The following is a 24,046-nucleotide window of genomic DNA, read 5'->3' as shown; positions in this document are numbered from 1 at the left end:
CTACACTGTGCAGTGTACCCAGCGGACGTCACCCATGAAGCGCCTGCTCCTTGTCCTCCTGCTTGGAATCCTCGCCGTGACCGCCTACACCTTCTGCAAGTCCTGGTCCCTCCCCGACTTCCCCGATTCGCCGCAGTACCGCGACGGCAAGTTCCGTAATGCCCTGCCCCGTCCGGCAATGGGCCTGCGCGACGGCCTGGAGATCTGGTGGACCTTCCTGTTCAACAAGCCCAAGGGCACCGTGCCCAACCACCCGATTCCGGTGCTGCCGCTGGACCGCGCTACCTTGGACGCCGCACCGGATCGCAGCCTGTTCCGGCTCGGGCATTCCACGATCCTGCTGAAGCTGCGGGGCCAATACTGGCTGACCGATCCGGTGTTCTCCGAGCGCGCCTCGCCGGTGCAGTGGATGGGCCCGGCCCGCTTCCATGCGCCACCGATCAGCATCGACGAGCTGCCGCCGATTGCCGGCGTGATCCTCTCGCACAACCACTACGACCACCTCGACCACGCCGCCGTGATGCAGTTGGCCGGCAAGACCGCGCGCTTCATTGCCCCGCTCGGCGTGGGTGACCAGCTGATCGCCTGGGGCGTGGATGCCAGCAAGGTTGAACAGCTGGACTGGTGGCAGTCGACCGACGCCAGTGGCCTGCGCCTGACCGCCACCCCGGGCCAGCACTTCTCCGGCCGCGGGCTGGGTGACAGCGACCGCAGCCTGTGGGCGTCATGGGTGATCCAGGATGGCGACTTCCGCATCTTCTTCAGCGGCGACACCGGCTACTTCGACGGCTTCAAGGCCATCGGCGAAAAGTACGGCCCGTTCGACCTGACCATGATCGAAACCGGTGCCTACGACCCGCGCTGGGCGTTCGTGCACATGCAGCCGGAACAAACCCTGCAGGCGCACCTGGACCTGCGCGGCAAGTGGCTGCTGCCGATCCACAACGGCACCTTCGACCTGGCCCTGCACGCGTGGCAGCAGCCGTTCGAACGGATCACCGCATTGGCCGCAGCGAAGAGCGTGCCGGTGGCCACGCCGATGATGGGCGAAGCGCTGGACATGCAGGTGCCAGAAGCGGGCACGCGCTGGTGGGAGACGGTGGAGTTGTAACCTGCATCTCCCGTGTGCGCCGGTCTGGTCCGGCGCTACGCCTTTGGCCCCAACCTCTGTGCTTCCCGGGCCAGGTTGAGCTGCAACGCGGCTGCGGCAAGTTCCATCAGTTCCGAGGTGACTTTCCCGCTGCCGCGCGCCTGCAGCCAACCGAGTATGTCGGCCAGATGCCAGATCGAAGTGGTTCCCTCGTGAACCGGAGATGGAAACGACTGTGGATTGGCGAGCATCAGCTTGCGCATGTTCTGCCGTGACACCCCCAGCAGGTCGGCGACATCGGTCAGTCCCACCAGATCGGGGCTCACCTCGACCAGCTCGGCCCCCGGTACGGCGCGATGCACGTCATCCAGCGCCGACGCCAGTGCAGCACCGGCGTTGTCCGCCTCGCGGCAGAAGGCCAACGCCATCCGGCCCTGCCGTCCGATGCCCAACAGCGCATCATCGCAGCCGGACTCCGCCAGGCGCCGCTCCAGAATGTCACCATCGTCGTATGCGCCTGGCACGCGGTACTTCAAGGTGAAATTGAATTCCAGCATTTACCCGCCTCGTCTCTGCTTGGGCCACTGTTCATTGCTCGCGGCTGCAGTTCTCCACAACGCGGCGCAGCGCTCTGGCGTGGTTGCAGCCGCTCCGCGGAGTGCTTCAGATGTTCACGACGCAGAATTCTCCGCACCGGCATTCGCTGTCGTTGTAGGGGCAGTACATCCGCCCCCACGCATGGCTGCCGCCTACGCGCAATCTCCAACCCCTCGCTTCCGCGAATCGCAATGCGGCTTCAACGTCCTTGTCGGGGTGACGCACACGAGACATCCGCCTTCTCCGAAGTCTGCACCCGCCAGAAGAAGGTTGTCAAATGACAACCCGCTCTACTGGCGGACCTTCACCGAACGTAGCCCATCCAGAGGGCGCGTCCAGAGCCGCTTCCGTCACCGCGCTGGTCCCTTCCATCTCCTCGCTCGTCAAAGGGCTATTGCAGCGCGTCATGTAACCGATTACATACCTTGCTAGCCTAGCGCTCGCCCGAATCCGGTCGAACCTGCGAGGCTGTCCGTAATGACGTTGCGCGCCAAACGCTCCAAGGTCTCCCGCTCAGCTCTCCCATGGCAATCTGCCGCCCCCCTGCTGCTCGCCACCCTGGCGTCCTTCGCACAGGCACAGACCCTTCCGCCGCGCAGTCAATGGCAGGCCAGCAGTTCCTCGCAACAGGTGCCGGCAATGGCCATCAGCCACCTGATCGACGGCGACCCCAAGACCGTCACCGGCGGTGCCTTCAGTCCCGGCCACTGGTTCCAGATCGACCTCGGCGCGCCAGCAATGCTGGCCGGCGCACGCCTCACCTGGGACGTCTCCAACCCGGAAGGCTATTCGCTGCAGACCTCGCTGGACGGCCAGCAGTGGCAGGCCGCGTACACCATGGCCGATTCGCTGGGCGACGTGGAAACCCTGTACTTCGCACCGCGCCAGGCACGCTACCTGCGCCTGGCCAGCCCGCAGCGCACCTCCGACTGGGGCGTGTCCATCTTCGAAATGGAGCCGCTGGACACCACGCTCAGTGCGCGCACGCCCGGACTCGATGCCACGCAGTCCGCCGCGCTCTGGCAGGGCGGCAGCGCGGTGGCGATCCCCGCCGGCAAGGGCGGCACCCACACGCTCGACATCGTTCTGCCGCGCGCGCAGTCCAGCACCGGGCTGGCGGTGGACTGGACCAATGTGCACGGCGCTGCGCGCCTGCAGGCACGCGATGCCCAGGGCCGCTGGCACGAACTGGCCGCGGATGCGCAGGCAGCAACCCGGCAGCAGAGCTGGCTCGCGGCCAGCGCGCCGCTGGACCTGCAGGCGCTGCGGCTGATGGCCGATGGCGATGCCCCCCAGGTGGCACGCATCCGCCTGCTCGGCCCGAAGGCGGTGATGACGCCGATGAAGCGTTACCAGATCGCCGCCAGCGGTGCACAGCGCGCGTTGTTCCCCGCCTCGCTGCAGATGCAGCAGACCTACTGGACTGCGGTCGGCGTGCACGCGGGCCGGCAGAAGTCGATCTTCGACGAGTACGGCAATATCGAGGCCTTCAAGGGCGCACCGCTGGTGCAGCCGATCTGGCGCAATGCCGACGGCAGCACGGCAGGTGCCGCCGGGCAGAAGGTGCAGCACGCGCTGCGCGACGGCTGGAAACCGATGCCGTCGGCTACCTGGGCACCGCAGCCGGGACTCGAACTGCGCAGCGAGGCCTTCGCCATCGAACGCGACGGGCAGCCGGTCACCCTGGTCCGCCACCGCCTGCACAACACCGGCACCACCACGATCGACGGCACGCTGACCCTTGCGGTAAGACCGATGCAGATGAACCCGCCGTGGCAGAACGGTGGGCTGTCGCCGATCCGCGACGTCGCCGTCGAAGCCAACACGGTGCGCGTCAACGGCCGCACGCTGCTGCGCTCGCTCACGCCGGTGGATGCCGCCGGCGCCGCGCCGTTCGGCAACGAGGGTGCAACGGAAATCACCGCCGGCATCGCCGCCGGGCGTCTGCCTGCCGCCCAGCAGGCACGCGATGAGCAAGGACTGGCCGCGGCCGCGTTGAGCTACCGGATCCGCCTCGCCCCCGGTGCCAGCGATGCGGTGGTGGTGGCGTTCCCGCTCGGCACCGCCGCTGCCGATGCCAAGGGCGTGCTGCCGGAGGCCCCCGCGCTCGACCTTTCCTCGCTGCCGCGCGACGGCAACGATGCCTTCGACACCCTGGCCAACCAGGCCTCGGCCGATTGGCAGGCACGGCTGGGCCAGGTCGGCCTGCGCCTGCCCGATCCCTCGCTGGTGGACATGCTGCGCGCGCAGGCCGCCTACATGCTGATCAACCAGACCGGTCCAGCCATGCAGCCCGGCCCGCGCAACTACAACCGTTCCTTCATCCGCGACGGCATGGCCACCTCGGCGGTGCTGCTGCGCATGGGTGAAGCCCGCGTCGCGCGCGACTACCTGGCCTGGTACAGCGAACACGGGGTGCATGCCAACGGCCTGGTCTCGCCGATCCTCAACGACGATGGCAGTGTGAACACCGGTTTCGGTTCGGACATCGAGTACGACAGCCAGGGCCAGTATGTGACGCTGGTGGCCGATGTCGCGCGCCTCGATGGCGGGCCCGCGTCGGTGCGTGACTACCTGCCGAAAGTGAAAGCGGCGCTGCGTTTCCTGCAGGAACTGCGCGAGCGCACGCTGGTGCCCGGCTACAAGGCCGACCAGCCGGCGCCGGAGCGATTCGCCGGCATTCTTGCGCCGTCGATCAGCCACGAGGGCTACCCCTCGCCCACCCACAGCTACTGGGATGACTACTGGGGATTGAAGGGCTGGCACGATGGCGCGTGGCTGGCTGAATCGCTGGGCGACCACGAGACCGCAGAGTGGGCACGCCAACAGTACACGCTGCTCTACGACGCACTGCACGCCTCGATCCGGGCGACGATGGCGTGGAAGGGCATCGACTTCATACCCTCCTCGGCCGATCTGGGCGATGGCGATCCCACCGGGGTATCGATCGCGCTGGACCCCACCGGCGCGCAGAGCGTACTGCCCGCCGAGGCACTGCGGACCACCTTCGACCGCTACCTGGACGATGTGCGCAAGCGCAGCCAGCCCGGTGCACTGTACGCCTACACGCCCTACGAGATCCGCAACGTGCTGAGCTACGTGCATCTGGGCCAGCCACAGGTGGCCGACGAGCTGCTGCAGGGGCTGCTGCACGATCGGCGCCCGCTTGAGTGGCAGGTGCTGGCCGAAGTGGTGCATTCGCGGCTGCGCTTCCCGCGCTACCTCGGCGACATGCCGCACACCTGGATCGGCGCCGAATACGGCCGCACGCTGTTCGGCATGCTGATGCGCGAAGACGATGATGCGCTGTCGCTGCTTCCGGGCACGCCTCCATCGTGGGTGGCCGGGGATGGGTTGGCGGTGGAGCGCCTGCCGACCGCGTATGGCACGTTGCAGATGCAGGCGCGGCAACGCGACGGAGTGCTGACGGTGGCGCTTGGCGAGGGACTGCGCAACGGGGCAGCGGTGAAGGTCTGGTGGCCGGCGCGGACGATGCCGAAGACGGTGCGTGTGGATGGACGTATCGTTTCCAGCTTCGATGCCGAGGGCGTGCGCTTGGCAAAGCCGTTCAAAACGCTGGAGGCGCGTTGGTAGAGCAGCCGAGCATGGCTCGGCTCTACAGGAAGCAGACTCTGCGCGTAGATCCACGCCCTGCGTGGATGCTCCCGTGGCGTCAGAGCGTCGGCAACCCCGGCGGGTTGGTCTGCGACTGCGGCACCGCTTCCTCGGCCACGTTCCAGCGCTTCAGCGCCTGCGCATAGGTGCCGCTGCCGATCTGGGTGTTCAGCGCCTGCGTCACCGCATCGGCCAGGCCACTACCCTTGCGCGTGGTCACCGAGATCGCTGCGGCGTTCGGCCAGCCACCGGGGAACAGGCCAACGCGCCGCACCTTGCCGTCGCGCGCCGAATAGGCGCCGGTGGCATTCGGTTCGAACGACACATCCGCGCGGCCGGTGATCACCGCCAGCCGGCCGACCACGGCATCATCGAAATACTGATACTCCACCGGCTTCAGGCCCGCGGCGATGTTCTGCTGGTCCCACTGCCGCAGGATCTGGTCCTGGTTGGTGCTGGCGCCCACCACCACCCTCAGCCCCGCCACATCCGCCGGCTTTTCGATCTTCTGGATCGGCCCATCAGTGCGCGTGTAGATGCCCAGCAGGTCATAGCGATAGCTGGAGAAATCGAACTTCTTCTTGCGTTCTTCAGTAACCGTCACGTTCGACAACACCGCATCGTACTTGCCCGATTCCAGCCCCAGCGGCCAATCAGCCCAGGCCACCGGCACGATCACCAGCTTCAGGCCCAGCGCATCGGCGATCAGGCGCGCGATGTCGGGCTCGATGCCGACCACGTCCTTGCTGTCGGCGCCGTAGTCGGCCAGTGGCAACTGCCCCGGGTGGGTCGCCACAGTGAACGCTCCCGGCGTAACGAAACGGTAGCCGGCGGGAATCAAGGCCTGCGCCTTGGGATCGAGCGTGCCCTTCAGCACAGAGATGTTCGCTCCGGCAAGGCTGGTCGCGGCCACAGCCGCAGCCTCGGGGGCCTGGCGCACGCGCGAGTAGACGATGCCGGCGATGCCGATGACCAGCACGCCTGCGATCAACAAGGTGCTGCGTGAGGGACGACGAGGTGCTGCAGGGCTCATGGCATTCCTTGAGGGTTACAGGGTCTTGGCCAGGAAGTCGGCCGTGCGTTGCTGGCGCGGGCGCTCGAACAACGCCTCGGGCGTGCCCTGCTCGATCACCCGGCCCTGGTCCATCATCACCACGTGGTCGGCCACGCGGCGTGCGAAGCTCAGCTCATGGGTAACGATCACCAGCGTGGTGCCGGAGCTGGCCAGCTCTTCGATCACACTGAGCACTTCCGCCACCAGCTCCGGGTCCAGCGCCGAGGTGGGTTCGTCGAACAGCAGCACCTTCGGCTGCAGTGCCAGCGCACGGGCGATCGCGATGCGCTGCTGCTGGCCGCCTGACAACTGGCGTGGGAAGGCATCGGCCTTGTCGGCCAGGCCGACCCGCTCCAGCAGCGTGCGTGCCTGCTGCTCGGCCTGCGCGCGTGGCACACCACGCACGGCGATCGGTGCCTCGATGATGTTCTCCAGCGCGGTCAAGTGCGGGAACAGGTTGAAGCCCTGGAACACCATGCCAACCTCGGCACGACGGCGGCGGATTTCGCGCTCCGGCAGTTCGTACAGGGTGTCACCGTCGCGGCGGTAACCGATCAGCTGGCCACCGACGGTCACGTAGCCACTGTCGGCACGTTCCAGGTGGTTGATCAGCCGCAGCAGCGTGGATTTCCCGGCGCCGGACGGGCCGATCAGCACGGTCACGCTGCCGGCGCGCAGGTCCAGGTTCACGTCTTCCAGTACTGGCTGGTCGCCGAATGCCTTGCCCACGCCATGCAGCGTCACCGATGCCCCCTCGCCCGCTTCAACCTGCGCGGCAATGCGCGGGCGATTGACCACGCGCGGTGCGGAATCACCTGTGGCGCGCGTCGGTGACGAGACACGCGATACCGAGCGCTCGCGCTGCAGCTGGCCGCGCGCGAAGCGCTGCTCCACCCGTCGCTGCAGCAGCGACAGCACGGTCAGGATCACCAGGTACCAGACCGTCGCCACCATCAGCAGCGGCACCACCTCCAGGTTGCGGCGATAGATCACCTGCACGGTGTAGAACAGTTCCGGCAGTGCCAGCACATAGACCACCGAGGTGCTCTTGGCCAGGCCGATCACATCGTTGAACGCGGCCGGCAGGATCGAGCGCATCGCCTGCGGCAGGATGATGCGGCGCACCTGGCGGCCACGCGGCAGGCCAAGCGCGGCAGACGCCTCGTACTGCCCATGGTCGACCGAGAGGATGCCACCACGGATCACCTCGGCCGAGAACGCCGCCTGGTTCAGGGTCAGGCCCAGTACTGCTGCGGTGAACACGCCGATCAGCTGCGTGGTCGGGTACGAGAACAGGCTGATGCCGGTGAACGGCACGCCCAGCTCGATGGTGCTGTACAGGTAGCCCAGGTTGTTCAGCAGCAGCAACAGCACCAGCAGCGGGATCGAACGGAACAGCCACACGTAGCCCCACGACACCGCCGACAGCAGCGGCGAACCAGAGACGCGGGCCAGCGCAAGCAGCGTGCCCAACGCGAAGCCAAGGCCTGTACCGAGGGCGGTCAGCAGCAGCGTGCGGCCCAGCCCCTCGAGCACTGGGCGTGCGAAGAACCATTCGGCAAAGGTGCCCCAGCCCCAACGTGGATTGCCAAGTACTGATTGAAGGCCGATCAGGATCAGCGCAAGCGCCAGCACCGTGCCAACCACCTGCAGCGGGTGCCGGGCCGGCACGATCTTCAACGCCGGCGGTGGTGAAGGACGCGCAGTGATTCCCTCAAGCGCAGACGAAGGCGTACTCATGCGTGGGCTCCGTGCAGCACGGCCTGCGATGGCGAAAGCACTGCCGCCGGTTGCCCAAGAAGCTTCTCGAACGGCAGGTGCGCGATGGTTTCCGGATCCGCGTCAAGATCGAACAGCGCGGTGTAGCCATGGCTGAGGTACAGGCCGACCGCCTCGGGCTGGCGGAAGCCGGTGGTCAGGAACACCCGCCGGTAGCCCTGCCGTGCCGCCTGGTTCTCCAGCTCCTGCAGCACGCGCCGCGCGATGCCCTGCCGGCGCAGTCCCGGCAGCGTCCAGATGCGCTTGAACTCGGCGGTATCCGGATCGCGGTGTGGCATGAAGGCACCGCCGGAAATCGCCACATCGTCGCGCAGCAGCAGCACGAAGGCACCGACCGGGGCAGCAAAGGCCTGCGCCGGGTAGCGCTGCAGCTCCTCGCGGGCGCTGCAACCGATGCGTCGGCGCACGTCGGCGTAGCGGCTGTCGTACTCCTGCTCCAGGCCATCGAAAAGAGGCCGTGCCAGCGGATCATCCACCGCGGTATAGAGGAAGCGTTCGTTGCTGCTCATGTCGCGTCCTTCACCAGATAGTCTTCGGCCAGCCGCGCCCACAGGCTGGCGGCGGGTGCGATTGCCGCATCGTTGAACACATAGCGCGGGCTGTGCAGCGGTGCGCTGTCGCCGTTGCCGACGAACACGAAGCTGCCGGGGCGCGCCTGCAGCAGGAAGGCGAAATCCTCGCTGGCCGTGCGCGGCGCAAATTCGGGAACCACCTGTTCGACGCCGAAGCCCTGCACGGCCACCTCGCGGATGTAGGCGGTCTGCTGCGGGTGGTTGATCACGCTGGGGAAGCCGCGCGGGAATTCGATCTCGGCACGCGCACCGAACGCGGCAGCGGTCTGCTCGGCAAGCTCGGTGACCCGCCGCCGCAGGGTGTCACGCACCTCCGGCAGATAGGCGCGCACGGTCAGTTTCATCTCCACCACGTCCGGAATCACATTGGCTGCCTGCCCGCCGTGGATCGAGCCCACGGTGACCACGCCCATCTGCCGTGGATCGACATTGCGCGAGACCACGCTCTGCAGGGCGGTGATGATGTGCGCCGCCACCAGGATCGGATCGACACTGCCCTGCGGCTCGGCACCGTGGCCGCCCTTGCCGATCACCTTCAGCCGCGCCCAGTCCACCGACGCCATCGCCGGGCCATCGACGAAGCCGAAGTGCCCCACCGGCACGCCCGGCCAGTTGTGCAGGCCATAGATCGCATCCACCGGGAAGCGTTCGAACAGGCCGTCGGCAATCATCTTCGAGGCCCCCGAACCGGTTTCCTCGGCCGGCTGGAACACCAGTTGCAGGGTGCCGTCGATATCGCCGTGGTGGGCCAGGTAATGCGCGGCGGACAGCAGTATGGCGGTATGCCCATCGTGGCCGCAGGCATGCATCAATCCATCGGTCTGGCTGGCGTAGGCCAGGCCGGAGTCCTCGTGTATCGGCAGTGCGTCGATGTCGGCGCGCAGGCCGAGGCGACGGTTGCCCTGTCCACGCTGCAGCGTGCCGACCACGCCGGTGCCGCCGAGGCCGGTGGTCACCTCATAGCCCCACTGCTGCAGCAGCTCGGCCACCCGGGCACTGGTGCGATGCTCCTCGAAGGCGAGCTCCGGGTGCCGGTGCAGGTCATGGCGGATCGCGATGGCCGCCTCGGCGCGTGCCGCGATTTCGGGCAGTACGCCGATGGACGCGGGATTCCGCCGGGCATGGCCCGGCGCTGCCGAACTATCTCCGCTCATCGCCTTACCCTGCCTTCCGCGCCGGTTCGGCATCGGTCGCATGGCGGCTGGCCTTGTATGGCAGGCCCAGATGCTCGCGCAGGGTCTGCCCCTCCAGTTCACGCTGGTGGTAACCACGCGCCTGCAGGATCGGCAGCACTTGGGTCACGAAATCGTCCAGCCCTTCGCGCTGTGCCGCGAAACCAAGGATGAAGCCATCGCTGGCACCGGCATCGAACCAGCGGATCAGCTCATCGGCCACATGCTCCGGCGTGCCGATGAAGTTCGGCCGCGGGCTCACTGCTTCCAGCGCCACCTGCCTCAGGCTCAGCCCCTTCTCGCGCGCATCCTGCTTGATGCGGTCGGTGGTGGAACGGAACGAATTGCTGCCGATGTCGCCCAGCTCCGGGAAGGGTGCGTCCGGATCGTACTGGCTGAAATCATGGTGATCGAAGAAGCGGCCGAGATAGGCCAGCGCATCCTCCAAGGTGGCCAGCGCGGCGATTGCCTGGTATTTGGCTTCAGCCTCCTCGGCAGTGCGGCCGACGATGGGGCCGATGCCCGGGAAGATCTTCACCTCATTGCCGCTGCGGCCGTGGGCGATCGCAGAGTTCTTCACCTTCTGGGTGAACGCGCGGGTCTCCTCCAGCGATGGCGAATGGGTGAACACCGCGTCGGCGTACTTGCCGGCCAACGCAATGCCATCATCAGACGAACCGGCCTGGAAGATCACCGGCTGTCCCTGCGGCGAGCGCTGGATGTTGAGCGGCCCCTCCACCTGGAAGAAGCGTCCCTTGTGATCGAGGCGACGGAACTTCTCCGGTGCGAAGAAGGTGCCGCTGTCGCGCTCGCGCACGAAGGCATCGTCGTCCCATGAATCCCACAGCCCCTGCACCACGTCCAGGTACTCATCGGCGATCTGGTAGCGCAGCGCGTGCTCCGGGTGTGGCCGGCCGTAGTTGCGGCCCGAACCTTCCAGCGGTGAGGTCACCACGTTCCAACCCGCACGGCCGCCGCTGAGCAGGTCCAGCGAAGCGAACTGGCGGGCCACGGTGAACGGGTCGCTGTAGGACGTCGACAGCGTGCCCGCCAGGCCGATCTTCTTCGTTGCCGTGGCCAGCGCCGACAGCAGCGAGATCGGCTCGAAGCGGTTGAGGAAATGCGGGATCGACTTCTCGTTGATGTACAGGCCATCGGCCACGAAGCCAAAGGCGATGCCGTTGTCCTCGGCGGTGCGCGCAATGTCGATGTAGAACTGCAGATTGACGCTGGCATCGGCCGGATTGGAGGGATGCTTCCAGGCGTGCATGTGGCTGCCGGGGCCCTGCAGCATGATGCCGAACGGAATATGGCGCGGGGTCGTGCTCATGGGAATCGCTCCTGCAGGTCAGGCCACCGCCGCGCGTGGCGCGGGCGACAGCAGCTCAAGGGAAGTCAGACGTGCCTCGAGGTCGGCCACCGGCGCGTCGAGGATGAATTCGCCCACGCCGAAACGCCGGTGCAGTGCGTCCAGTTCGTCACGCACGTGCTGCGCATCACCGGACAGCACGCTGGGGCGTGTCTCCTCGATGCGGAAGTCGGCCACGCCCACCTGGCGTGCGTACTCGGCAGCCGCCTCTGGACTGGGCAGATTCACCGTTTGGCCGGGGCCGAGGTGCAGCTTGTAGACCCGGAGTGCTCCAATGTGCCGCGAAGCCGCTTCGGCCGTAGGTGCGGCGAAGGCCACCGTCGCCAGCAACGGTGGCTGGGTGGAGACACTGCGGTAGGCGTCGAACGCCGCCTCGATGTGCTTCGGGTCGCCATCGAAGTGCGCGGCGTAGACGAAGCGCCAGCCCAGGTCGGCCGCCTGCTGCGCGCTCTGCGGACTGGCGCCGAGCAGGAAGCGCTCTGGTGCCTGCTGCGGAACCGGGCGTGCCAACGCCTCGGTTCCGGCGCCGGACAGATAGCCCTCCAGGTCGCGCAGTTGCTGATCGAAATCGGCAAACGCCGGCCGCCCCGCCGCCAGTGCAGCGGTCGACGCCGGCAGGCCACCAGGGGCCTTGCCCACGCCAAGATCCACGCGACCTGGCGCCAGCGCCGCCAGCAGGTTGAAATTCTCCGCCACCTTGTACGGCGCATAGTGGCGCAGCATCACCCCGCCACTGCCGATGCGGATGCGCCGGGTCTGTGCCAGTACCCAGGCCGCCAGCACTTCCGGCGCCGGGCTGGCCAGCGTTGGGGCTGCGTGGTGTTCGGCGAACCAGTACCGGTGGTAGCCCAGCTGCTCGGCGCGCTGCGCCAGCTGCAGGCTGTTGCGCAGCGCCTGCTCCGGCGAGGCGCCCTCGGCCACCGGGCTCTTGTCCAATACGCTGATCTGATAGCTCATCGTCGCGTCCTCGCTCAGGGATGGGCTACGGGGATGCCGAGCAACCCGTTCAGCGCAGCCAGGATCGGTTCGGCACCAGAGATGTACTGGCGATCCTGGTGCGCGCCACTGGCCAGTTCGCTGCGCACGCCCTGCGGCAGCACCAGCTTCGGCAGCGACTGGTCCTGCTCACCGATCTCGGCGATCACCTCGCGGCGCGGCCGCGCGAAGCCGATGCGGCGCACGTCCAACTGCGCGTCCAGGCCGTCGATGCTCGACAGCGCGCCCTCCAGCAACAGGCTGTGCCGGCAGAAGAAGCGCTGGCCGGGGATCTGGCCGTCCTCGAACTCACGGTCGAGCAGGAACAGGATGGGCTTATCGGTTGCGTCCAGACTCACGGGGGCGTCCTCATCGGGGGCGGCAATGCGATGCCGCTTCGGTATCGATGCTAGAGATGCCAGCTGCCGCAGCAGCGATGCCAGGCGACAATCGGCGGTCAGATCCGGCCATGCAGATGCGCCTTGGCCATAAGCAAAGCGCCGCCGGTTATGCCGTCAGGCGATGCGTCGCAGCGGCGCGGGTGCCGCCAACGCCTGCGTGGCCAGATGCCCGGCCGCGCGCTCGGTCGCCAGCGTGATGCGCGCCTGCAAGGCCGCACTGTTGATACGGTCGCCATCGAAATCAGCCGGCGTGGCATACACCCCGATCGGCAGCGTGTGCGCCTGCAGGAAACTGAACAACGGCCGCAGCTGGTGGTCGATCACCAGCGCATGGCGCTCGCTGCCACCAGTCGCCGCCAGCAGTACCGGCGTATCCACCAGCGCTTCCAGCCCGATGAAGTCGACCAGGTGCTTGAACAGTCCTGGATACGATCCTCGATAGACCGGTGCAGCCACTACCAGCAGCTCGGCGGACTCGATCGTCTGCAGCGCCTGCTCCACGGCGGGCTCCACTTCGTCGCGCGACAACGACTGCCCCAGCGAGCGCGCAATCGGCGCAAGCTCCACCAGATCCACGCTGGCATGCACCCGCTGCTGCAACGACTCCAGCAGATGCCGCACCAGCAGCAACGTGCGCGACGTCGCCGAACTGGTCGGCGACCCCACCACTGCAACCACCTTCAATGCAGAAGACATGAACTGCTCCCATGTAGAGCCGAGCCATGCTCGGCTGCTTTCGCCTTTGTAGAGCCGAGCCATGCTCGGCTGCCTTTGGCCCGAACCTCAGAACCGGTAACTGACCCGCCCGTACCAGAACGCACCGATGTTGCCCAGCACATCGCCGTTGTCCCAGGTCGTCTCGATGCTGGCCACGTCGGTGGCACTGCGCGCGTACTCCGGCACCTTGCGCGTGCGCTTGTCGAACACGTTGTTGATGCCCAGCGCTGCACTCCAGCCCGCGCCCAGTTCCACGGCACCGGAGAGATTGGTCACCAGCACCGGCGGCTGCTTGTACTCCACGCCGTTGTTCAGGCGCTTGATCGGGCCGTAGTAGGTGAAATCGACATTCGATCGCCAACGCCCGTTCTGCCAGCCCAGCCCGGCCACCTGCGTGTAGCTGGGCGTGCGGAAGCGCAACGCGTACTCGCTGCTCCTGGTCAGCAGATTGATGTTCGGCAGCCCCTGCAGCGCCGCCGGAACATCGCTGACCTTCTGGATGGTGGTGCGCCCCACGTTGGCCGCGTAGCTCCAGCGCAGCTTGCCCCACGACGTTTCCTGGTTCGCTTCCAGAGTCAGCTCAACACCCCGTGTCCGGGTATTGCCCACGTTGGTGAAGTAGCTTGCGTAGAACGCGTCACCCGGCAGGATGCTGATGCCCGCCGACCCCAGCAGTGCATCGATGGTGTTCTTCTGCGCCGCGCTCAGCACCGTGCCGCTGTTGTCGGTGATGCGCGCCGGATCCTGCGCGTTGTAGCCGATCTGGCTGGACTGCCCGAGCTGGCCACGGATATCGATCTGGTACGCATCCACTGCCAGGTGGAAGGCCGGGCTCGGGTCCCAGGTCACGCCCAGGCTGTAGTTGGTGGCTTTCTCCGGCTTCAGCGGCGTGGCACCCAGTGCGATCGCTGCCGGCGAAGACACCTGCGCCACCAGCGTGGTGCCGCAGGGGCAGCTGCCGGTGGCCTGGTAGAACTGCGCGCCCAGGCTGGGCGCATGGAAGCCATTGCTGACCGTGGCCCGAACACCCAGCGCATCGGTGAAGTCGAAACGCGTGGTCAGGCGCCCGGTGGACACGCTGCCGAAGTCGGAATGGTCTTCCCAGCGCGCGGCCGCATCCAGGTACCAGCGCGAGGTGATGTTGGTGGCCGCGCCCACATAGACCGCCTTGCTGTTTCGGGTAGCTTTCACCGCATCGGCGGTGGAATAGCCCACGAATGCAGCAGCACCGAAGCCGGTGTACGACTCCCACTGCCCTGCCCCGCGTTCGTACTTCTCGTGCTGGTACTCGGCGCCCGCGCTCACTTCCAGCGGCGAGGCGAACGCCGCCACCTCGAAGCCACGCCGCAGGTCCAGGTTGGCGATTCCCTGCTGGTAGTCCAGCTTGCCGTCGTAGAAGTCGGTGGGCGAGCCGGGGTACGGCAGCGAGTAGTTCACCGAATTACGGGTATAGGTGCGCACCGTGCTGCGGTTGCCGGTCAGGCTGGCGTCGTAGTCCCATCCCGCAACCTGGCCTTTCACGCCCGCGGTACCGGTGTACTGCTTCTCCTTGGTTTCCAGCACAGGCAGGAAGCCATCGGGAAACACACTCAGCACGCCGGGTGCCTTGTAGGTGGTGAAGATCGTCGCCGGCAGGCGGAAGTTCTGGATCGCCTGCGCGGTGCGGTCGCTGGCCGTGGCATTGGCGTAGAACTGCGCGCTCTCGCCCAGGCCATGGCCCACGTTCACCGCAAACGCCTTCAGCGCATACGACGGGGAACTGAGGATGGTGTTGGCCTCGGCATTGCGGTTGGCCTCGGCCGGGTTCGGCGATGCACCTGCCGGTAGCCGGTTGTTTGGCCGCAGCGCCACCCGGTTGCCGGTCGCATCCACCGCTGGATAGCTCAGGTAGCCGTCGATGTAGCGGCGGGTACGGATCGCATGATGCTGGCGCGTGCTCTCGCCGGACAGGTTGACGAAGCCATCGGCGCCCCACGGCAGGCCCACGTTGGCACGTACGCTGGTACGCGAACCATCGCCGTCGATGCTCTGCCCGCTTTCCACGGCGAACTCGCCGCCGTGTGCCTGTGACTTGAGGATCACGTTGACCACGCCGGTGATCGCGTCCGAGCCATAGATGGCCGATGCACCATCGCGCAGCACTTCCACGTGGTCGATGGCCGAGACCGGAATCAGCGCCAGGTCGGCCCAGGCATGGCCCGGAAAGCCACCCCCGTTTGCGCCACTGACGTAAGCGCTGGCATTGCGACGCTTGCCGTTCACCAGCACCAGCGTGTAGCCCGGAGACAGGTTGCGCAGCTGGTAGCCGCGGATCAGGCTCTCCTGGTCGCTCTGGTAGCCACCGATCTGGCTGAGTGACGGCAGCGCGCGTTGCAGTGCTTCCAGCAGGTTGGCCTGGCCGGTGGCGGTGAGGTCTTCAGCGGAGATCACATCGATCGGCGTGGAGCTGTTCTTCACCGTGCGCGTGCTGGTGCGCGAGCCGGTCACCACCACGGCATCCAGCGTGGACGCAGCCACATTCGCTGTTGCCGCCGTAGTGGTGGGGTCTGCATCGGCTCCAGCGGCATGGCTGGGCGACGCAGCGAGGGTTGCCGCGATCAGGACGGCAAGAGAGCTCAGGACAGGAGTGTGGGCGGCAGGCATGGGGGCTCGTGGGGGTGGGCCGGAAACACGCTTCCATTCAAGGGCCTGTTCACCCACCGCGACAGGCGGGATCGCGTCACCCAGCCGTAACATCCGGCCACCCACATGACCGCTGGTAATGACGTTAGGCGGCCTGCGCACCACGCCGATGGGACGGCGATGAACAATCGACGTTGGATGATGTGGCGGGTGGTGGGTGATGGGCGGCCGGCGAGAACCGACGGGGTAGAGTCGACTGTTAGTCGACTATCGCGCGCAGCGCGGGCTTCCAGGCGGTATGGCCAACAACAGTCGACTAACAGTCGACTCTACCCGTCGGGCGCCCCAAACCCGTCGGGCGCCCCAAGCCAGATGAATGCCCCCCATGCACATACCCCGCAGGCATCACCACATGCCCGCACACCACTCTGCGGCGCGCACCACCGCCCGTAGCATCAGGCCATGACCAGCCCACCTGCCGATCCCACCGCGCCGCTCGTCGCCATCGTTGCCTGCCACGGCCAGGGGCTGTTCGAGTTCGGCTGTGCGGTCGGCCTGTTCGCACCCGTGCGGCCGGAACTGGGTGTGGCCTGGTACCGCACGCAGCTGTGTGCAGGTGAACCGGGTGCGCTGCGCATGCTCGGCAGCACCCAGGTGCAGCTGCCCTACGCGCTCGATGCCGTCGACGACGCCGACATCATCGTCATTCCCGGCTGGCGAGAGCCCAGCGAGCGTCCGCCACAGGCACTGCTTGATGCACTCATCCGTGCCCACGCACGCGGCGCGCGCATCGCCTCGATCTGCTCCGGCGCCTTCGTGCTGGCGTGGGCCGGGCTGCTCGATGGCCGCCAGGCCACCACCCACTGGCGCCTCACCGAAGCGCTCGCGCGCGACTTCCCGCGCATCGATGTGCGCGAGGATGTGCTCTACGTAGATACCGGCAGCATCATCACCTCGGCCGGCTCGGCCACCGGCATGGACATGATGCTGCACATGGTGCGCAAGGATTACGGTGCACGCGTGGCCAACCTTGTAGCCGAACGGCTGGTGCTGGCGCCGTGGCGCGACGCCGGACGCAGCCAGCGCGTCAGCCGGGCCATTCCCAACGGCGAGCCCACGCGCCTCGCGAAACTGATGGAATGGATGCGCCGCAACCTGCGCGAGCCACATTCGCTTGGCAGCCTTGCCGAGCAGGCCGCGCTCAGCCAACGCACCCTGCAGCGGCAGTTCCTGGAAGCCACCGGACTGTCGCCCATCGACTGGCTGATCCGCGAGCGCGTGGCCTACGCCCGCGAGCTGCTGGAGACCACCGATCGGCCCTTGCAGTGGATTGCCGAGCAGGCCGGTTTTGGTTCGCAGGAATCATTCCGTCGCCATTTCCGCAGCCAGGCCGACGCCAGCCCGACCGAATACCGCAGCCAGCATCGCAATGGCATCGGTGCCGATCGCCTGGTTGGCTGCTGAGCGCCCTCGTTCCCGGCTTTCCACGCCATCACCACCGCTGCACTATAGGGGCATGCCCCACACTGCCGATGGAACGGTGATGACCAACAGCCCCTACCGGAACTACCGCGTTGGCATCGGCGTGTCGCTGCTGCTGGCCGCGCTCATCGCCGCGCTCTCACTCATCGCGGTGGCGACGCCCAACCTGGGCTGGGGCATCGTGGCACTGGCCACCGTCGCGATCTGGGTCGGCCTGCCGCTGCTGCTGGTGCTCCTGCTGGCCTGGCTGCGCTACATGGTGCGGCAGCGCGGGCGCGTGCCCGGCCGTGTACACGCGCTGATGTTCGCGCCGACCGCCGCGGCCCTGCTCATCGTCCCCGTGTGGCTCTCCCTGCAACGCAGTTGGGACAGCGTTGCCGGTGGCTCGCGTGCGCCCATCGCGGAGACGCATATCAACCTCAGCGGGCAGCCTCTGTGGCTGGACACCACGCCGTATGCATCCAATGGCTCCGGCGCTGGCCCGGACCTGCCCATGCAGGGCGACGCGCCGGAACGCTTCATGGCCTTCCACCGCTACCCCAACGCGCAGTCAGACGCAGACCACGCGTTCCCCTACGAAGACGCGCGCCTCAAGCGCTCCGTTGACCACTACCGCTACGGCACGCCGTCGGGAGACCGCGCCGTCACCGATGTGCCGCTGGTCCGCCAGGCGTATCCGGACACCTCGCCATTCAAGGCCGGATGGCGCCGCGCGGGCATGCCAGAGCTCGTGCACCTCTATTACCACTACAGCGATCACGTGGAGGTCGCGCCCACGCTCGCGCGTCTCAGCGGTCTCACCGCCGACGAGCTGGAGCGCAGCCGCTTCGAAGGCCTGGTGCTGTTCAAGATCCACAACTACGGCAGCGCGCCGATCGTGCGGATGGAGGTCAATGGCATCGCACTGGATATCGGCGACAGGGCCATCGCCAACATCCCGGAAGCGCCGCAGGATTGCACGGCCTACGGCTACCCGGTCAGCCCCGCGCTGATGTCGCTCGACCTGCCGCTGCAGGTGCGCTGGCAGACCCTCGCTGCGCCCACGCAATGGCACAGCGCGCGCGTGCAGGTGCCCGCATTCCGGCAACCGCAGCCGCTGCAGGGTCAATCCACCCTGCAGCGCGTGCTGCTGTACGTGCTGCCCGATGACGCACTGGCCGCCGAACGCTACGCCGAGGTAGTCGAAGGCGATACATTGCGCGGCATCAAGGCCACCGGCCTGCCGGCCAGCGCAGCCGCCCATGCTGTGTGTGGCAGCGCCCGGGCAAGCTACCGCGAAGGTGCCGACACCGTACTGGCTGACTGATCCGCCGCGGCGGCGCTGTCAACCACGCGCACGTACGCTGCGCTCATGAATCATCCAGCACTGCGCCAGAAAGCCGATCGCGAACACCACCGCACACCCGAGCAGCGTCTGCTGGATCACCGGCGCCAGCGGTGCGGCGGCCACAGGGTGGCCCACCGGCAGCCGGGTCAGCGTTTCATTCACACCCGGCACCAGCGACAGCAGGAAACTGAAAGACAGCGCGAACGTCGACAGATAGCGCGCCGAGCGTCCCAGCCAGCGCAGGCGTGCCGCCAGAACACCGCCGAACGCCACCAGCAGCACGATCACGCCGAAGGCGTGGCCTGGATTGAGCCCGCCCGTGCTGGACACGGTAAACGAGGTCGCCACCGACAGCACCAGGCCCATCAGATAGATCCTGCCCGAGCGCGTGGCGGGATCGATCACCCGGTGGCGGATGAAGCCGTACAGGCCGGCCACGATCGGCACCAGACTGATAGTGGTATGGATCGCTCCGAGCAGGGAAAGGGGATGTGCCATGGGAATCTCCGTCAGTGAAATAAACCTACTAGTAGGTAGGCATGCAAAACAAAAAGAAGGCCCGCGTAACCGCAGGCCCACCGCACGAACGTCAGGCGGCCGCGCTCACCCGCGCGATGGCCAGCCGGGCCAGCGTCGCGAACGTGGCCGCATCACCGAAGCCGCGCGCAGCCAGCATGGCGCCGTGCACCGATGACATGAACGCCTTGGCCTCGTGCGCAGCCGAACCCTGCAGCTGCAACTGGCCCTGCGCGACGCCCTTCTCCAGGGTCACGGCCAGCCAACCGCTCAGGTCCTCGAAATGGCCGCGCACTTCCTCGGCGATCTCCGCCGGAATCATCGGCGCTTCGGCGGCCAGCATCGCGCAGATGCAGAACGACGACGTGCCACCCGCAATGCAGCTGGACCAGTAATCCACATAGGCATTGAGTTCCTGCAACGGGTCGTCCAGCTGCCGGTCCAGCAACGCCAGGCCCTCGCGCGCTTCGGCCCGATACAGTTCGACCACCGTGCGCACCAGGTCGGCTTTGCTGGGGAAATGATGGTGGATGCTGGCCTTGCTGATGTTCACCCGCGCTGACACGTCGGCATAGCTGAAGCCGTTGTAGCCACCGGCCTCCAGCAGCGAACGGGCGTGGGCCAGGATCTCCTGGGCTTTGGGCGAGAGTGACTCTTTCATGAGATTTAACCTACTAGTAGGTAGATTTCCTGTCAATCCCCTCCGCTGGGCCCACCGGGCATGGCCCGGCGCTACCGGGCCCATTTCAGGTACTACGTTCCCGGGTAGTGCCGGCCGCTGGCCGGCTTGTCGAGAAAGCCGGTGAATCCCCGGCCGCCGCTCAATGCGAAGACACGTACAGCGCATCCGCTGGCGGCGGTGGCAGCGCGAAGCTGCGCCGCATCCGCGCCACCTCGGCCGCCGGCGGCAACGCGAACAGGCGCTTGAACTCGCGGTTGAACTGGGACGGGCTGGCATACCCCACCGCCAGCGATGCAGCCTCGGCGGTCATTGCCTCCCGCAGCATCAGCAGCCGCGCCTGGTGCAACCGGGTCGATTTCACGTACTGCATCGGCGACGTGCCGGTAATCGCGCGGAAGTGGTCATGGAAGGTCGCCACGCCCATGCCCGCCTCGGCGGCCAGCTGCCCCACGTCCAGCGCCGTGGCATACAACGCATGGATCGTGCGCAGCACCCGGCCGATGCTGCCGAAGCGCCCCCGCATGGCCAGCGCCTCGCGCATTGCGCCGCCCTGTGCCCCGGTCAGCACGCGGAAGTACAGTTCGCGTACCAGCGCCGGGCCGAGCACCGCCGCTTCGAGCGGGTCGGCCAACGCCTCCAGCAGGCGCAGCACCGTGGCCTGCATCGGGGCCTGCATCGGGCTGGACATCATGCTCTGTGCCGGGGCCTCCGATGTGCCCACATGTTCGCCCAGTTCGATAAGCAGATCCGCGGCCAACTGCAGATCCAGATGCAGGTAGATCGCCAGCAGCGGTGCCTCTGCCGAGGCTTCGGTTTCCATCGTGAACGGCACGGGCACCGACACTGCCAGGTAGTGCTGCGCGTCGTACTGGTAGACCTGACCGCCCAGGTAGCCCCGCTTCACGCCCTGGCAGACGATCACGACGCCGGGGTCATACAGCACCGGCGTGCGTGCCAGTGGCCGGTTGGATCGCAGCAGGCGCACCCCCGGCATCGGTGTAAGCGTATAGCCCTCCTCCACCGCCAGGGTCTGCAGCAGGCCGACCATGCGTGCCTGCACCTGCTCTTGCGGGGAATCGACCACCGGCACGGAAGCTCCAGAGGAATAGGCAAGAATGGGCGAATCCTAGGCCTGTGGCGCGGATTGCTCAAGCACTAACGTGCAAGCCCTCCCCCAACGAGCCTGATCACCATGAGCTCCTCCCACCTCATCCTCATCACCGGCGTCAGCAGTGGTTTCGGCCGCGCCCTGGCCCAGCAGGCCCTCCAGGCCGGCCACCGCGTGGTCGGTACCGTGCGCAGCGACGAAGCGCGCGTGGCGTTTGAGGCGCTGGCTCCCGGCCGCGCCTTCGGCTGCCTGCTGGACGTGACCGATGCCGATGCCATCAATGCGCTGGTCGCCGATATCGAAACCAACATCGGCGCCATCGACGTGCTGGTCAACAACGCCGGCTACGGCCACGAAGGCATCCTCGAGGAATCCACGCTGGCCGAGCTGCGGCATCAGTTCGACGTGAACGTGTTCGGCCCGGCCGCGCTGATCAAGGCCGTGCTGCCGCACATGCGCGCGCGCCGCCGCGGCCACATCCTCAACATCACCTCCATGGGCGGATTCATCACGATGCCCGGCATCGCCTGGTACTGCGGCAGCAAGTTCGCACTGGAAGGCATCAGCGAAGTGCTTGGCAAGGAGGTTGCGCCGTTCGGTATCCACGTCACCGCCGTTGCACCGGGCTCCTTCCGCACCGACTGGGCCGGGCGCTCGATGGCGCGGGCACCGCGCAGCATTGAAGACTACGACGCCTTGTTCGATCCCATCCGCAGCGCGCGCGAGGCGAAGAGTGGCCACCAGCTGGGCGACCCGGTGAAGGCCGCGCAGGCCATGCTGCAGATCATCGACAGCGACGCACCACCCAGCCACCTGCTGCTGGGCAGCGACGCACTGCAGCTGGTGCGGGCGAAGCTGGCGTCGATGGGCGACAGCATCGACGCCTGGGAACAGCTGAGCCGTTCGACCGACAGCGCAACATTGTGGTAGCGCCGGGCCAWGCCCGGCGRGCGAAGCGGTCAATGCGGCGCAAGACGCCGGGCATGGCCCGGCGCTACCCACGCCCCGCTCAGTCTTCCTGCACCAGCTTGAATTCGCGCAGCAGGCCACCGATCTGGGTCTTGTCCAGCTTGCTCATCAGCAGGTTGCGCAGGAACGCAGGCCCGGGAACATCCAGTTCCTTGCCATCACGCAGTCGCCCGGTCGCAGCCAGCAGCGAGCGCACGTCGTAGGTGGAATTGAACACCTCCGGCACGCCGCGTTCGATATCCAGCAGCGTGTACACCGCCTCCATCGGCGTGCGCACCGAGTACTCCGTGGTGAAGATGCAGTCGCGCTGCTTCGATTCGGCGAACTGGCCGATGAAGGCGAAGTTCACCGCCCCCTCCGGCACCACGTCCGGACGATCACCGCCCTGGCGCGGCATGAAGAACGCGGTGATGTAGGGCATCATCACCGGCACCGTCTTCGCACCGGTCGCGGCCAGTTCATCGATCTCCTCCAGCGGCACGCCCAGGTGGTACAGCCACTCGCGGGTGATCTCCTCGCCGGTGCACTCCTGCATCGGCTTCTTCACGTAGTCGCCGGGCGTATCGACGAACAGTGAATAGACCCAGACCACGATCTGGTCCTTGGGCTGGTTCTTGAAATGTGGCTGGCGGTTCACCGTCCAGCTCATCAGCCAGCGCGAGTCGCGCACGCTGACGATGCCGCCGGTCACCACCTTGCCGCTGAAGGGGTCGCGCTTGGCGATCTTCTGGATATAGGCCGGAATGCGCGCATCCAGCGTGGTCACCGTCGCCGACTCCCACTTGGTTTCCGGAATGTGTGCGCCGAACACGTCCGGGCGCCCGAACGCCCCGTCCTTCGCGGCAATGCGGCGCCACAGGTCCCAGGCAGGTGCCGGGCCTTCGTTCAAGCGTGCCGCAGTGTGGTGATCGCCGTTGTCTGAATTCTCGGTCAGCGAACCGATCGTCATGAACAGAAGATCATCTGCGCCCAGATCCACGCCACCGGCTACACCGTCACGCGTCCAGTGGATACGCGTGGCCTGCTTGCGGCCCGGCTGCAGATCGAAATCAACGTCGGTCACCTCGGTGCCGTACTGGAACACCACGCCATGGTCCTGCAGCCACTTCACCAGCGGCAGCACCAGCGATTCGTACTGGTTGTACTTGGTGAACTTCAGCGCCGAGAAGTCCGGCAGCCCGCCGATGTGGTGGATGAAGCGATGCAGGTACAGCTTCATCTCCAGCGCCGAATGCCATTCCTCGAACGCGAACATGGTGCGCCAGTACAGCCAGAAGTTGCTGTCCAGGAAGTCGCGGCCCAGCACTTCGTTGATGCGCTTGTTCTCCATTTCCTGCCGGGTGGCCAGGAACAGCGCGATGATGTCCTTCTGCGCCTGCTCGGTCAGCGTGAACAGGCCATCGGTGTGTGCATCCTCGCCACGATTGATGGTGGCGCGCTGCAACGAATAGTTCGGGTCGTCCTTGTTCAACCAGTAGAACTCGTCCAGCACGCTGGCGTCGTCGATCTCCAGCGACGGGATCGAGCGGAACAGATCCCACAGGCACTCGAAATGGTTCTCCATCTCGCGACCACCACGGATCACGAAACCCTTTTCCGGCACCTTCAGGCCATCCAGCGCGCCACCGGCAATCTGCTGCTGTTCCAGGATGGTGATGCGCTCACCGGCCATGCGCCCGTCGCGCACCAGGAACGCGGCACCCGCCAGCGACGCCAGCCCCGAGCCTACGAACCAGGCGGTCTTGCCATCCACACCGGCCGGCTTGCGTGGGCGCGCGAAAGCTTCGTAGTTGCCACTGCTGTAGTACATGCACTGCTCCTTCCTGGAGGGGGTCGACTCCACTCTAGCGCCGAACCGATGTCGTACAGGCTTCAGCCCACCTGCGACCCAGTGACGCGGTGGTCCAGGCCATGCCTGGCAAGCCCCTCGTCCGGCGGCATTTGCCATGCAGGCATTTGCCTGCATATAGTCTTCCCAAGGACGGCACCTGCCCGCCCA

Annotated in this window: 19 protein-coding genes; 5 read left to right on the top strand and 14 right to left on the bottom strand. The window is 66.8% G+C overall.

The window, feature by feature from the left end; genetic code table 11:
* Nucleotides 1-34 precede the first annotated feature (34 nt).
* Nucleotides 35-1,111 carry an MBL fold metallo-hydrolase gene (locus tag D7T59_RS05610; RefSeq protein WP_180851504.1) on the top strand — a complete coding sequence of 359 codons (1,077 nt, stop codon included), beginning with the start codon at nucleotides 35-37 and terminating at the stop codon, nucleotides 1,109-1,111.
* Nucleotides 1,112-1,146: 35 nt separating this feature from the next.
* On the opposite strand, the gene D7T59_RS05605 is transcribed toward D7T59_RS05610, so the two are convergent.
* On the bottom strand, nucleotides 1,147-1,644 hold the full coding sequence (locus D7T59_RS05605; RefSeq protein ID WP_164136731.1) for a helix-turn-helix transcriptional regulator: 498 nt from the start codon (nucleotides 1,642-1,644) through the stop codon (nucleotides 1,147-1,149).
* A 520-nt stretch (nucleotides 1,645-2,164) separates the two neighbouring features.
* Here D7T59_RS05605 and D7T59_RS05600 point away from each other — a divergent pair.
* Nucleotides 2,165-5,281 (top strand): discoidin domain-containing protein, encoded by a 3,117-nt coding sequence (locus tag D7T59_RS05600; protein WP_180851505.1) that lies wholly within the window; start codon nucleotides 2,165-2,167, stop codon nucleotides 5,279-5,281.
* A 79-nt stretch (nucleotides 5,282-5,360) separates the two neighbouring features.
* Here D7T59_RS05600 and D7T59_RS05595 read toward each other — a convergent pair whose 3' ends face one another.
* The 9 genes from D7T59_RS05595 to D7T59_RS05555 form a co-directional block, all read right to left on the bottom strand.
* Nucleotides 5,361-6,335: an ABC transporter substrate-binding protein gene (locus D7T59_RS05595; RefSeq protein ID WP_180851506.1), complete on the bottom strand. Its 975-nt coding sequence runs from the start codon at nucleotides 6,333-6,335 to the stop codon at nucleotides 5,361-5,363.
* Nucleotides 6,336-6,350: 15 nt separating this feature from the next.
* A complete protein-coding gene (locus tag D7T59_RS21385; protein WP_180851507.1) occupies nucleotides 6,351-8,096 on the bottom strand; it encodes an amino acid ABC transporter permease/ATP-binding protein in 1,746 nt (581 codons plus the stop codon).
* Nucleotides 8,093-8,644 carry a GNAT family N-acetyltransferase gene (locus D7T59_RS05585; RefSeq protein ID WP_180851508.1) on the bottom strand — a complete coding sequence of 184 codons (552 nt, stop codon included), beginning with the start codon at nucleotides 8,642-8,644 and terminating at the stop codon, nucleotides 8,093-8,095. The genes D7T59_RS21385 and D7T59_RS05585 overlap by 4 nt, the downstream gene beginning before the upstream one ends.
* A complete protein-coding gene (locus tag D7T59_RS05580) occupies nucleotides 8,641-9,861 on the bottom strand; it encodes a M20 aminoacylase family protein (protein ID WP_180851509.1) in 1,221 nt (406 codons plus the stop codon). Before D7T59_RS05580 ends, D7T59_RS05585 begins: the two co-directional genes overlap by 4 nt.
* Before the next feature lie 4 nt (nucleotides 9,862-9,865).
* Nucleotides 9,866-11,209, bottom strand: coding sequence for an LLM class flavin-dependent oxidoreductase (locus D7T59_RS05575; RefSeq protein ID WP_180851510.1), 1,344 nt, complete (start codon nucleotides 11,207-11,209; stop codon nucleotides 9,866-9,868).
* Between the two features lie 18 nt (nucleotides 11,210-11,227).
* The gene (locus D7T59_RS05570) at nucleotides 11,228-12,205 is read right to left on the bottom strand and encodes an MsnO8 family LLM class oxidoreductase (protein WP_180851511.1); all 978 of its coding nucleotides are present in this window, start codon (nucleotides 12,203-12,205) and stop codon (nucleotides 11,228-11,230) included.
* Between the two features lie 14 nt (nucleotides 12,206-12,219).
* Nucleotides 12,220-12,582 (bottom strand): DUF3088 family protein, encoded by a 363-nt coding sequence (locus D7T59_RS05565; RefSeq protein ID WP_005416277.1) that lies wholly within the window; start codon nucleotides 12,580-12,582, stop codon nucleotides 12,220-12,222.
* 156 nt (nucleotides 12,583-12,738) lie between these two features.
* Nucleotides 12,739-13,320 carry an FMN reductase gene (msuE, locus tag D7T59_RS05560; protein WP_164136681.1) on the bottom strand — a complete coding sequence of 194 codons (582 nt, stop codon included), beginning with the start codon at nucleotides 13,318-13,320 and terminating at the stop codon, nucleotides 12,739-12,741.
* Nucleotides 13,321-13,407: 87 nt separating this feature from the next.
* Nucleotides 13,408-15,984 (bottom strand): TonB-dependent receptor plug domain-containing protein, encoded by a 2,577-nt coding sequence (locus tag D7T59_RS05555; RefSeq protein WP_180851512.1) that lies wholly within the window; start codon nucleotides 15,982-15,984, stop codon nucleotides 13,408-13,410.
* Between the two features lie 441 nt (nucleotides 15,985-16,425).
* Between D7T59_RS05555 and ftrA the strand changes: the two genes are divergently transcribed.
* Together ftrA and D7T59_RS05545 are read left to right on the top strand one after the other, a co-directional pair.
* Nucleotides 16,426-17,427 (top strand): transcriptional regulator FtrA, encoded by a 1,002-nt coding sequence (gene ftrA, locus D7T59_RS05550; RefSeq protein WP_164136679.1) that lies wholly within the window; start codon nucleotides 16,426-16,428, stop codon nucleotides 17,425-17,427.
* Nucleotides 17,428-17,506: 79 nt separating this feature from the next.
* Nucleotides 17,507-18,751 carry a hypothetical protein gene (locus D7T59_RS05545; protein ID WP_180851513.1) on the top strand — a complete coding sequence of 415 codons (1,245 nt, stop codon included), beginning with the start codon at nucleotides 17,507-17,509 and terminating at the stop codon, nucleotides 18,749-18,751.
* A gap of 18 nt (nucleotides 18,752-18,769) precedes the next feature.
* Here the strand turns inward: D7T59_RS05545 and D7T59_RS05540 are convergent, their stop codons facing one another.
* The 3 genes from D7T59_RS05540 to D7T59_RS05530 all read right to left on the bottom strand — a co-directional run bounded on the left by D7T59_RS05540 (nucleotide 18,770) and on the right by D7T59_RS05530 (nucleotide 21,054).
* Complete coding sequence (locus D7T59_RS05540; protein WP_180851514.1) at nucleotides 18,770-19,270, bottom strand: hypothetical protein; 501 nt, start codon at nucleotides 19,268-19,270, stop codon at nucleotides 18,770-18,772.
* Between the two features lie 91 nt (nucleotides 19,271-19,361).
* Nucleotides 19,362-19,949 carry a TetR/AcrR family transcriptional regulator gene (locus D7T59_RS05535; protein WP_180851515.1) on the bottom strand — a complete coding sequence of 196 codons (588 nt, stop codon included), beginning with the start codon at nucleotides 19,947-19,949 and terminating at the stop codon, nucleotides 19,362-19,364.
* Between the two features lie 160 nt (nucleotides 19,950-20,109).
* Nucleotides 20,110-21,054, bottom strand: coding sequence for an AraC family transcriptional regulator (locus tag D7T59_RS05530; protein ID WP_343203076.1), 945 nt, complete (start codon nucleotides 21,052-21,054; stop codon nucleotides 20,110-20,112).
* A gap of 108 nt (nucleotides 21,055-21,162) precedes the next feature.
* Here D7T59_RS05530 and D7T59_RS05525 point away from each other — a divergent pair, with 108 nt between their 5' ends.
* Nucleotides 21,163-22,008, top strand: a complete 846-nt coding sequence (locus D7T59_RS05525) for an oxidoreductase (RefSeq protein WP_180851516.1) — start codon at nucleotides 21,163-21,165, stop codon at nucleotides 22,006-22,008.
* A 79-nt stretch (nucleotides 22,009-22,087) separates the two neighbouring features.
* Here D7T59_RS05525 and D7T59_RS05520 read toward each other — a convergent pair whose 3' ends face one another.
* Nucleotides 22,088-23,857 carry an oleate hydratase gene (locus D7T59_RS05520; protein WP_180851517.1) on the bottom strand — a complete coding sequence of 590 codons (1,770 nt, stop codon included), beginning with the start codon at nucleotides 23,855-23,857 and terminating at the stop codon, nucleotides 22,088-22,090.
* Between the last annotated feature and the right edge of the window lie 189 nt (nucleotides 23,858-24,046).

It is taken from the genome of Stenotrophomonas maltophilia (assembly GCF_013464915.1).
Taxonomy (GTDB): Bacteria; Pseudomonadota; Gammaproteobacteria; order Xanthomonadales; family Xanthomonadaceae; genus Stenotrophomonas; species Stenotrophomonas maltophilia_AT.
The sequence above is the reverse complement of the archived record's forward strand: the minus strand, read 5'-3'. Positions and strand labels throughout refer to the sequence as shown.

Excerpts from the sequence above, each read along its gene's own strand:
- D7T59_RS05540 (WP_180851514.1), bottom strand. The coding sequence starts at position 19,270 with ATGGCACATCCCCTTTCCCTGCTCGGAGCGATCCATACCACTATCAGT.
- D7T59_RS05520 (WP_180851517.1), bottom strand. The coding sequence starts at position 23,857 with ATGTACTACAGCAGTGGCAACTACGAAGCTTTCGCGCGCCCACGCAAG.
- D7T59_RS05575 (WP_180851510.1), bottom strand. The coding sequence starts at position 11,209 with ATGAGCACGACCCCGCGCCATATTCCGTTCGGCATCATGCTGCAGGGC.
- D7T59_RS05570 (WP_180851511.1), bottom strand. The coding sequence starts at position 12,205 with ATGAGCTATCAGATCAGCGTATTGGACAAGAGCCCGGTGGCCGAGGGC.
- D7T59_RS05525 (WP_180851516.1), top strand. The coding sequence starts at position 21,163 with ATGAGCTCCTCCCACCTCATCCTCATCACCGGCGTCAGCAGTGGTTTC.
- D7T59_RS05545 (WP_180851513.1), top strand. The coding sequence starts at position 17,507 with ATGACCAACAGCCCCTACCGGAACTACCGCGTTGGCATCGGCGTGTCG.
- ftrA (WP_164136679.1), top strand. The coding sequence starts at position 16,426 with ATGACCAGCCCACCTGCCGATCCCACCGCGCCGCTCGTCGCCATCGTT.
- D7T59_RS05610 (WP_180851504.1), top strand. The coding sequence starts at position 35 with ATGAAGCGCCTGCTCCTTGTCCTCCTGCTTGGAATCCTCGCCGTGACC.
- D7T59_RS05535 (WP_180851515.1), bottom strand. The coding sequence starts at position 19,949 with ATGAAAGAGTCACTCTCGCCCAAAGCCCAGGAGATCCTGGCCCACGCC.
- D7T59_RS05595 (WP_180851506.1), bottom strand. The coding sequence starts at position 6,335 with ATGAGCCCTGCAGCACCTCGTCGTCCCTCACGCAGCACCTTGTTGATC.
- D7T59_RS05555 (WP_180851512.1), bottom strand. The coding sequence starts at position 15,984 with ATGCCTGCCGCCCACACTCCTGTCCTGAGCTCTCTTGCCGTCCTGATC.
- D7T59_RS05585 (WP_180851508.1), bottom strand. The coding sequence starts at position 8,644 with ATGAGCAGCAACGAACGCTTCCTCTATACCGCGGTGGATGATCCGCTG.
- D7T59_RS05600 (WP_180851505.1), top strand. The coding sequence starts at position 2,165 with ATGACGTTGCGCGCCAAACGCTCCAAGGTCTCCCGCTCAGCTCTCCCA.
- D7T59_RS05580 (WP_180851509.1), bottom strand. The coding sequence starts at position 9,861 with ATGAGCGGAGATAGTTCGGCAGCGCCGGGCCATGCCCGGCGGAATCCC.
- msuE (WP_164136681.1), bottom strand. The coding sequence starts at position 13,320 with ATGTCTTCTGCATTGAAGGTGGTTGCAGTGGTGGGGTCGCCGACCAGT.
- D7T59_RS21385 (WP_180851507.1), bottom strand. The coding sequence starts at position 8,096 with ATGAGTACGCCTTCGTCTGCGCTTGAGGGAATCACTGCGCGTCCTTCA.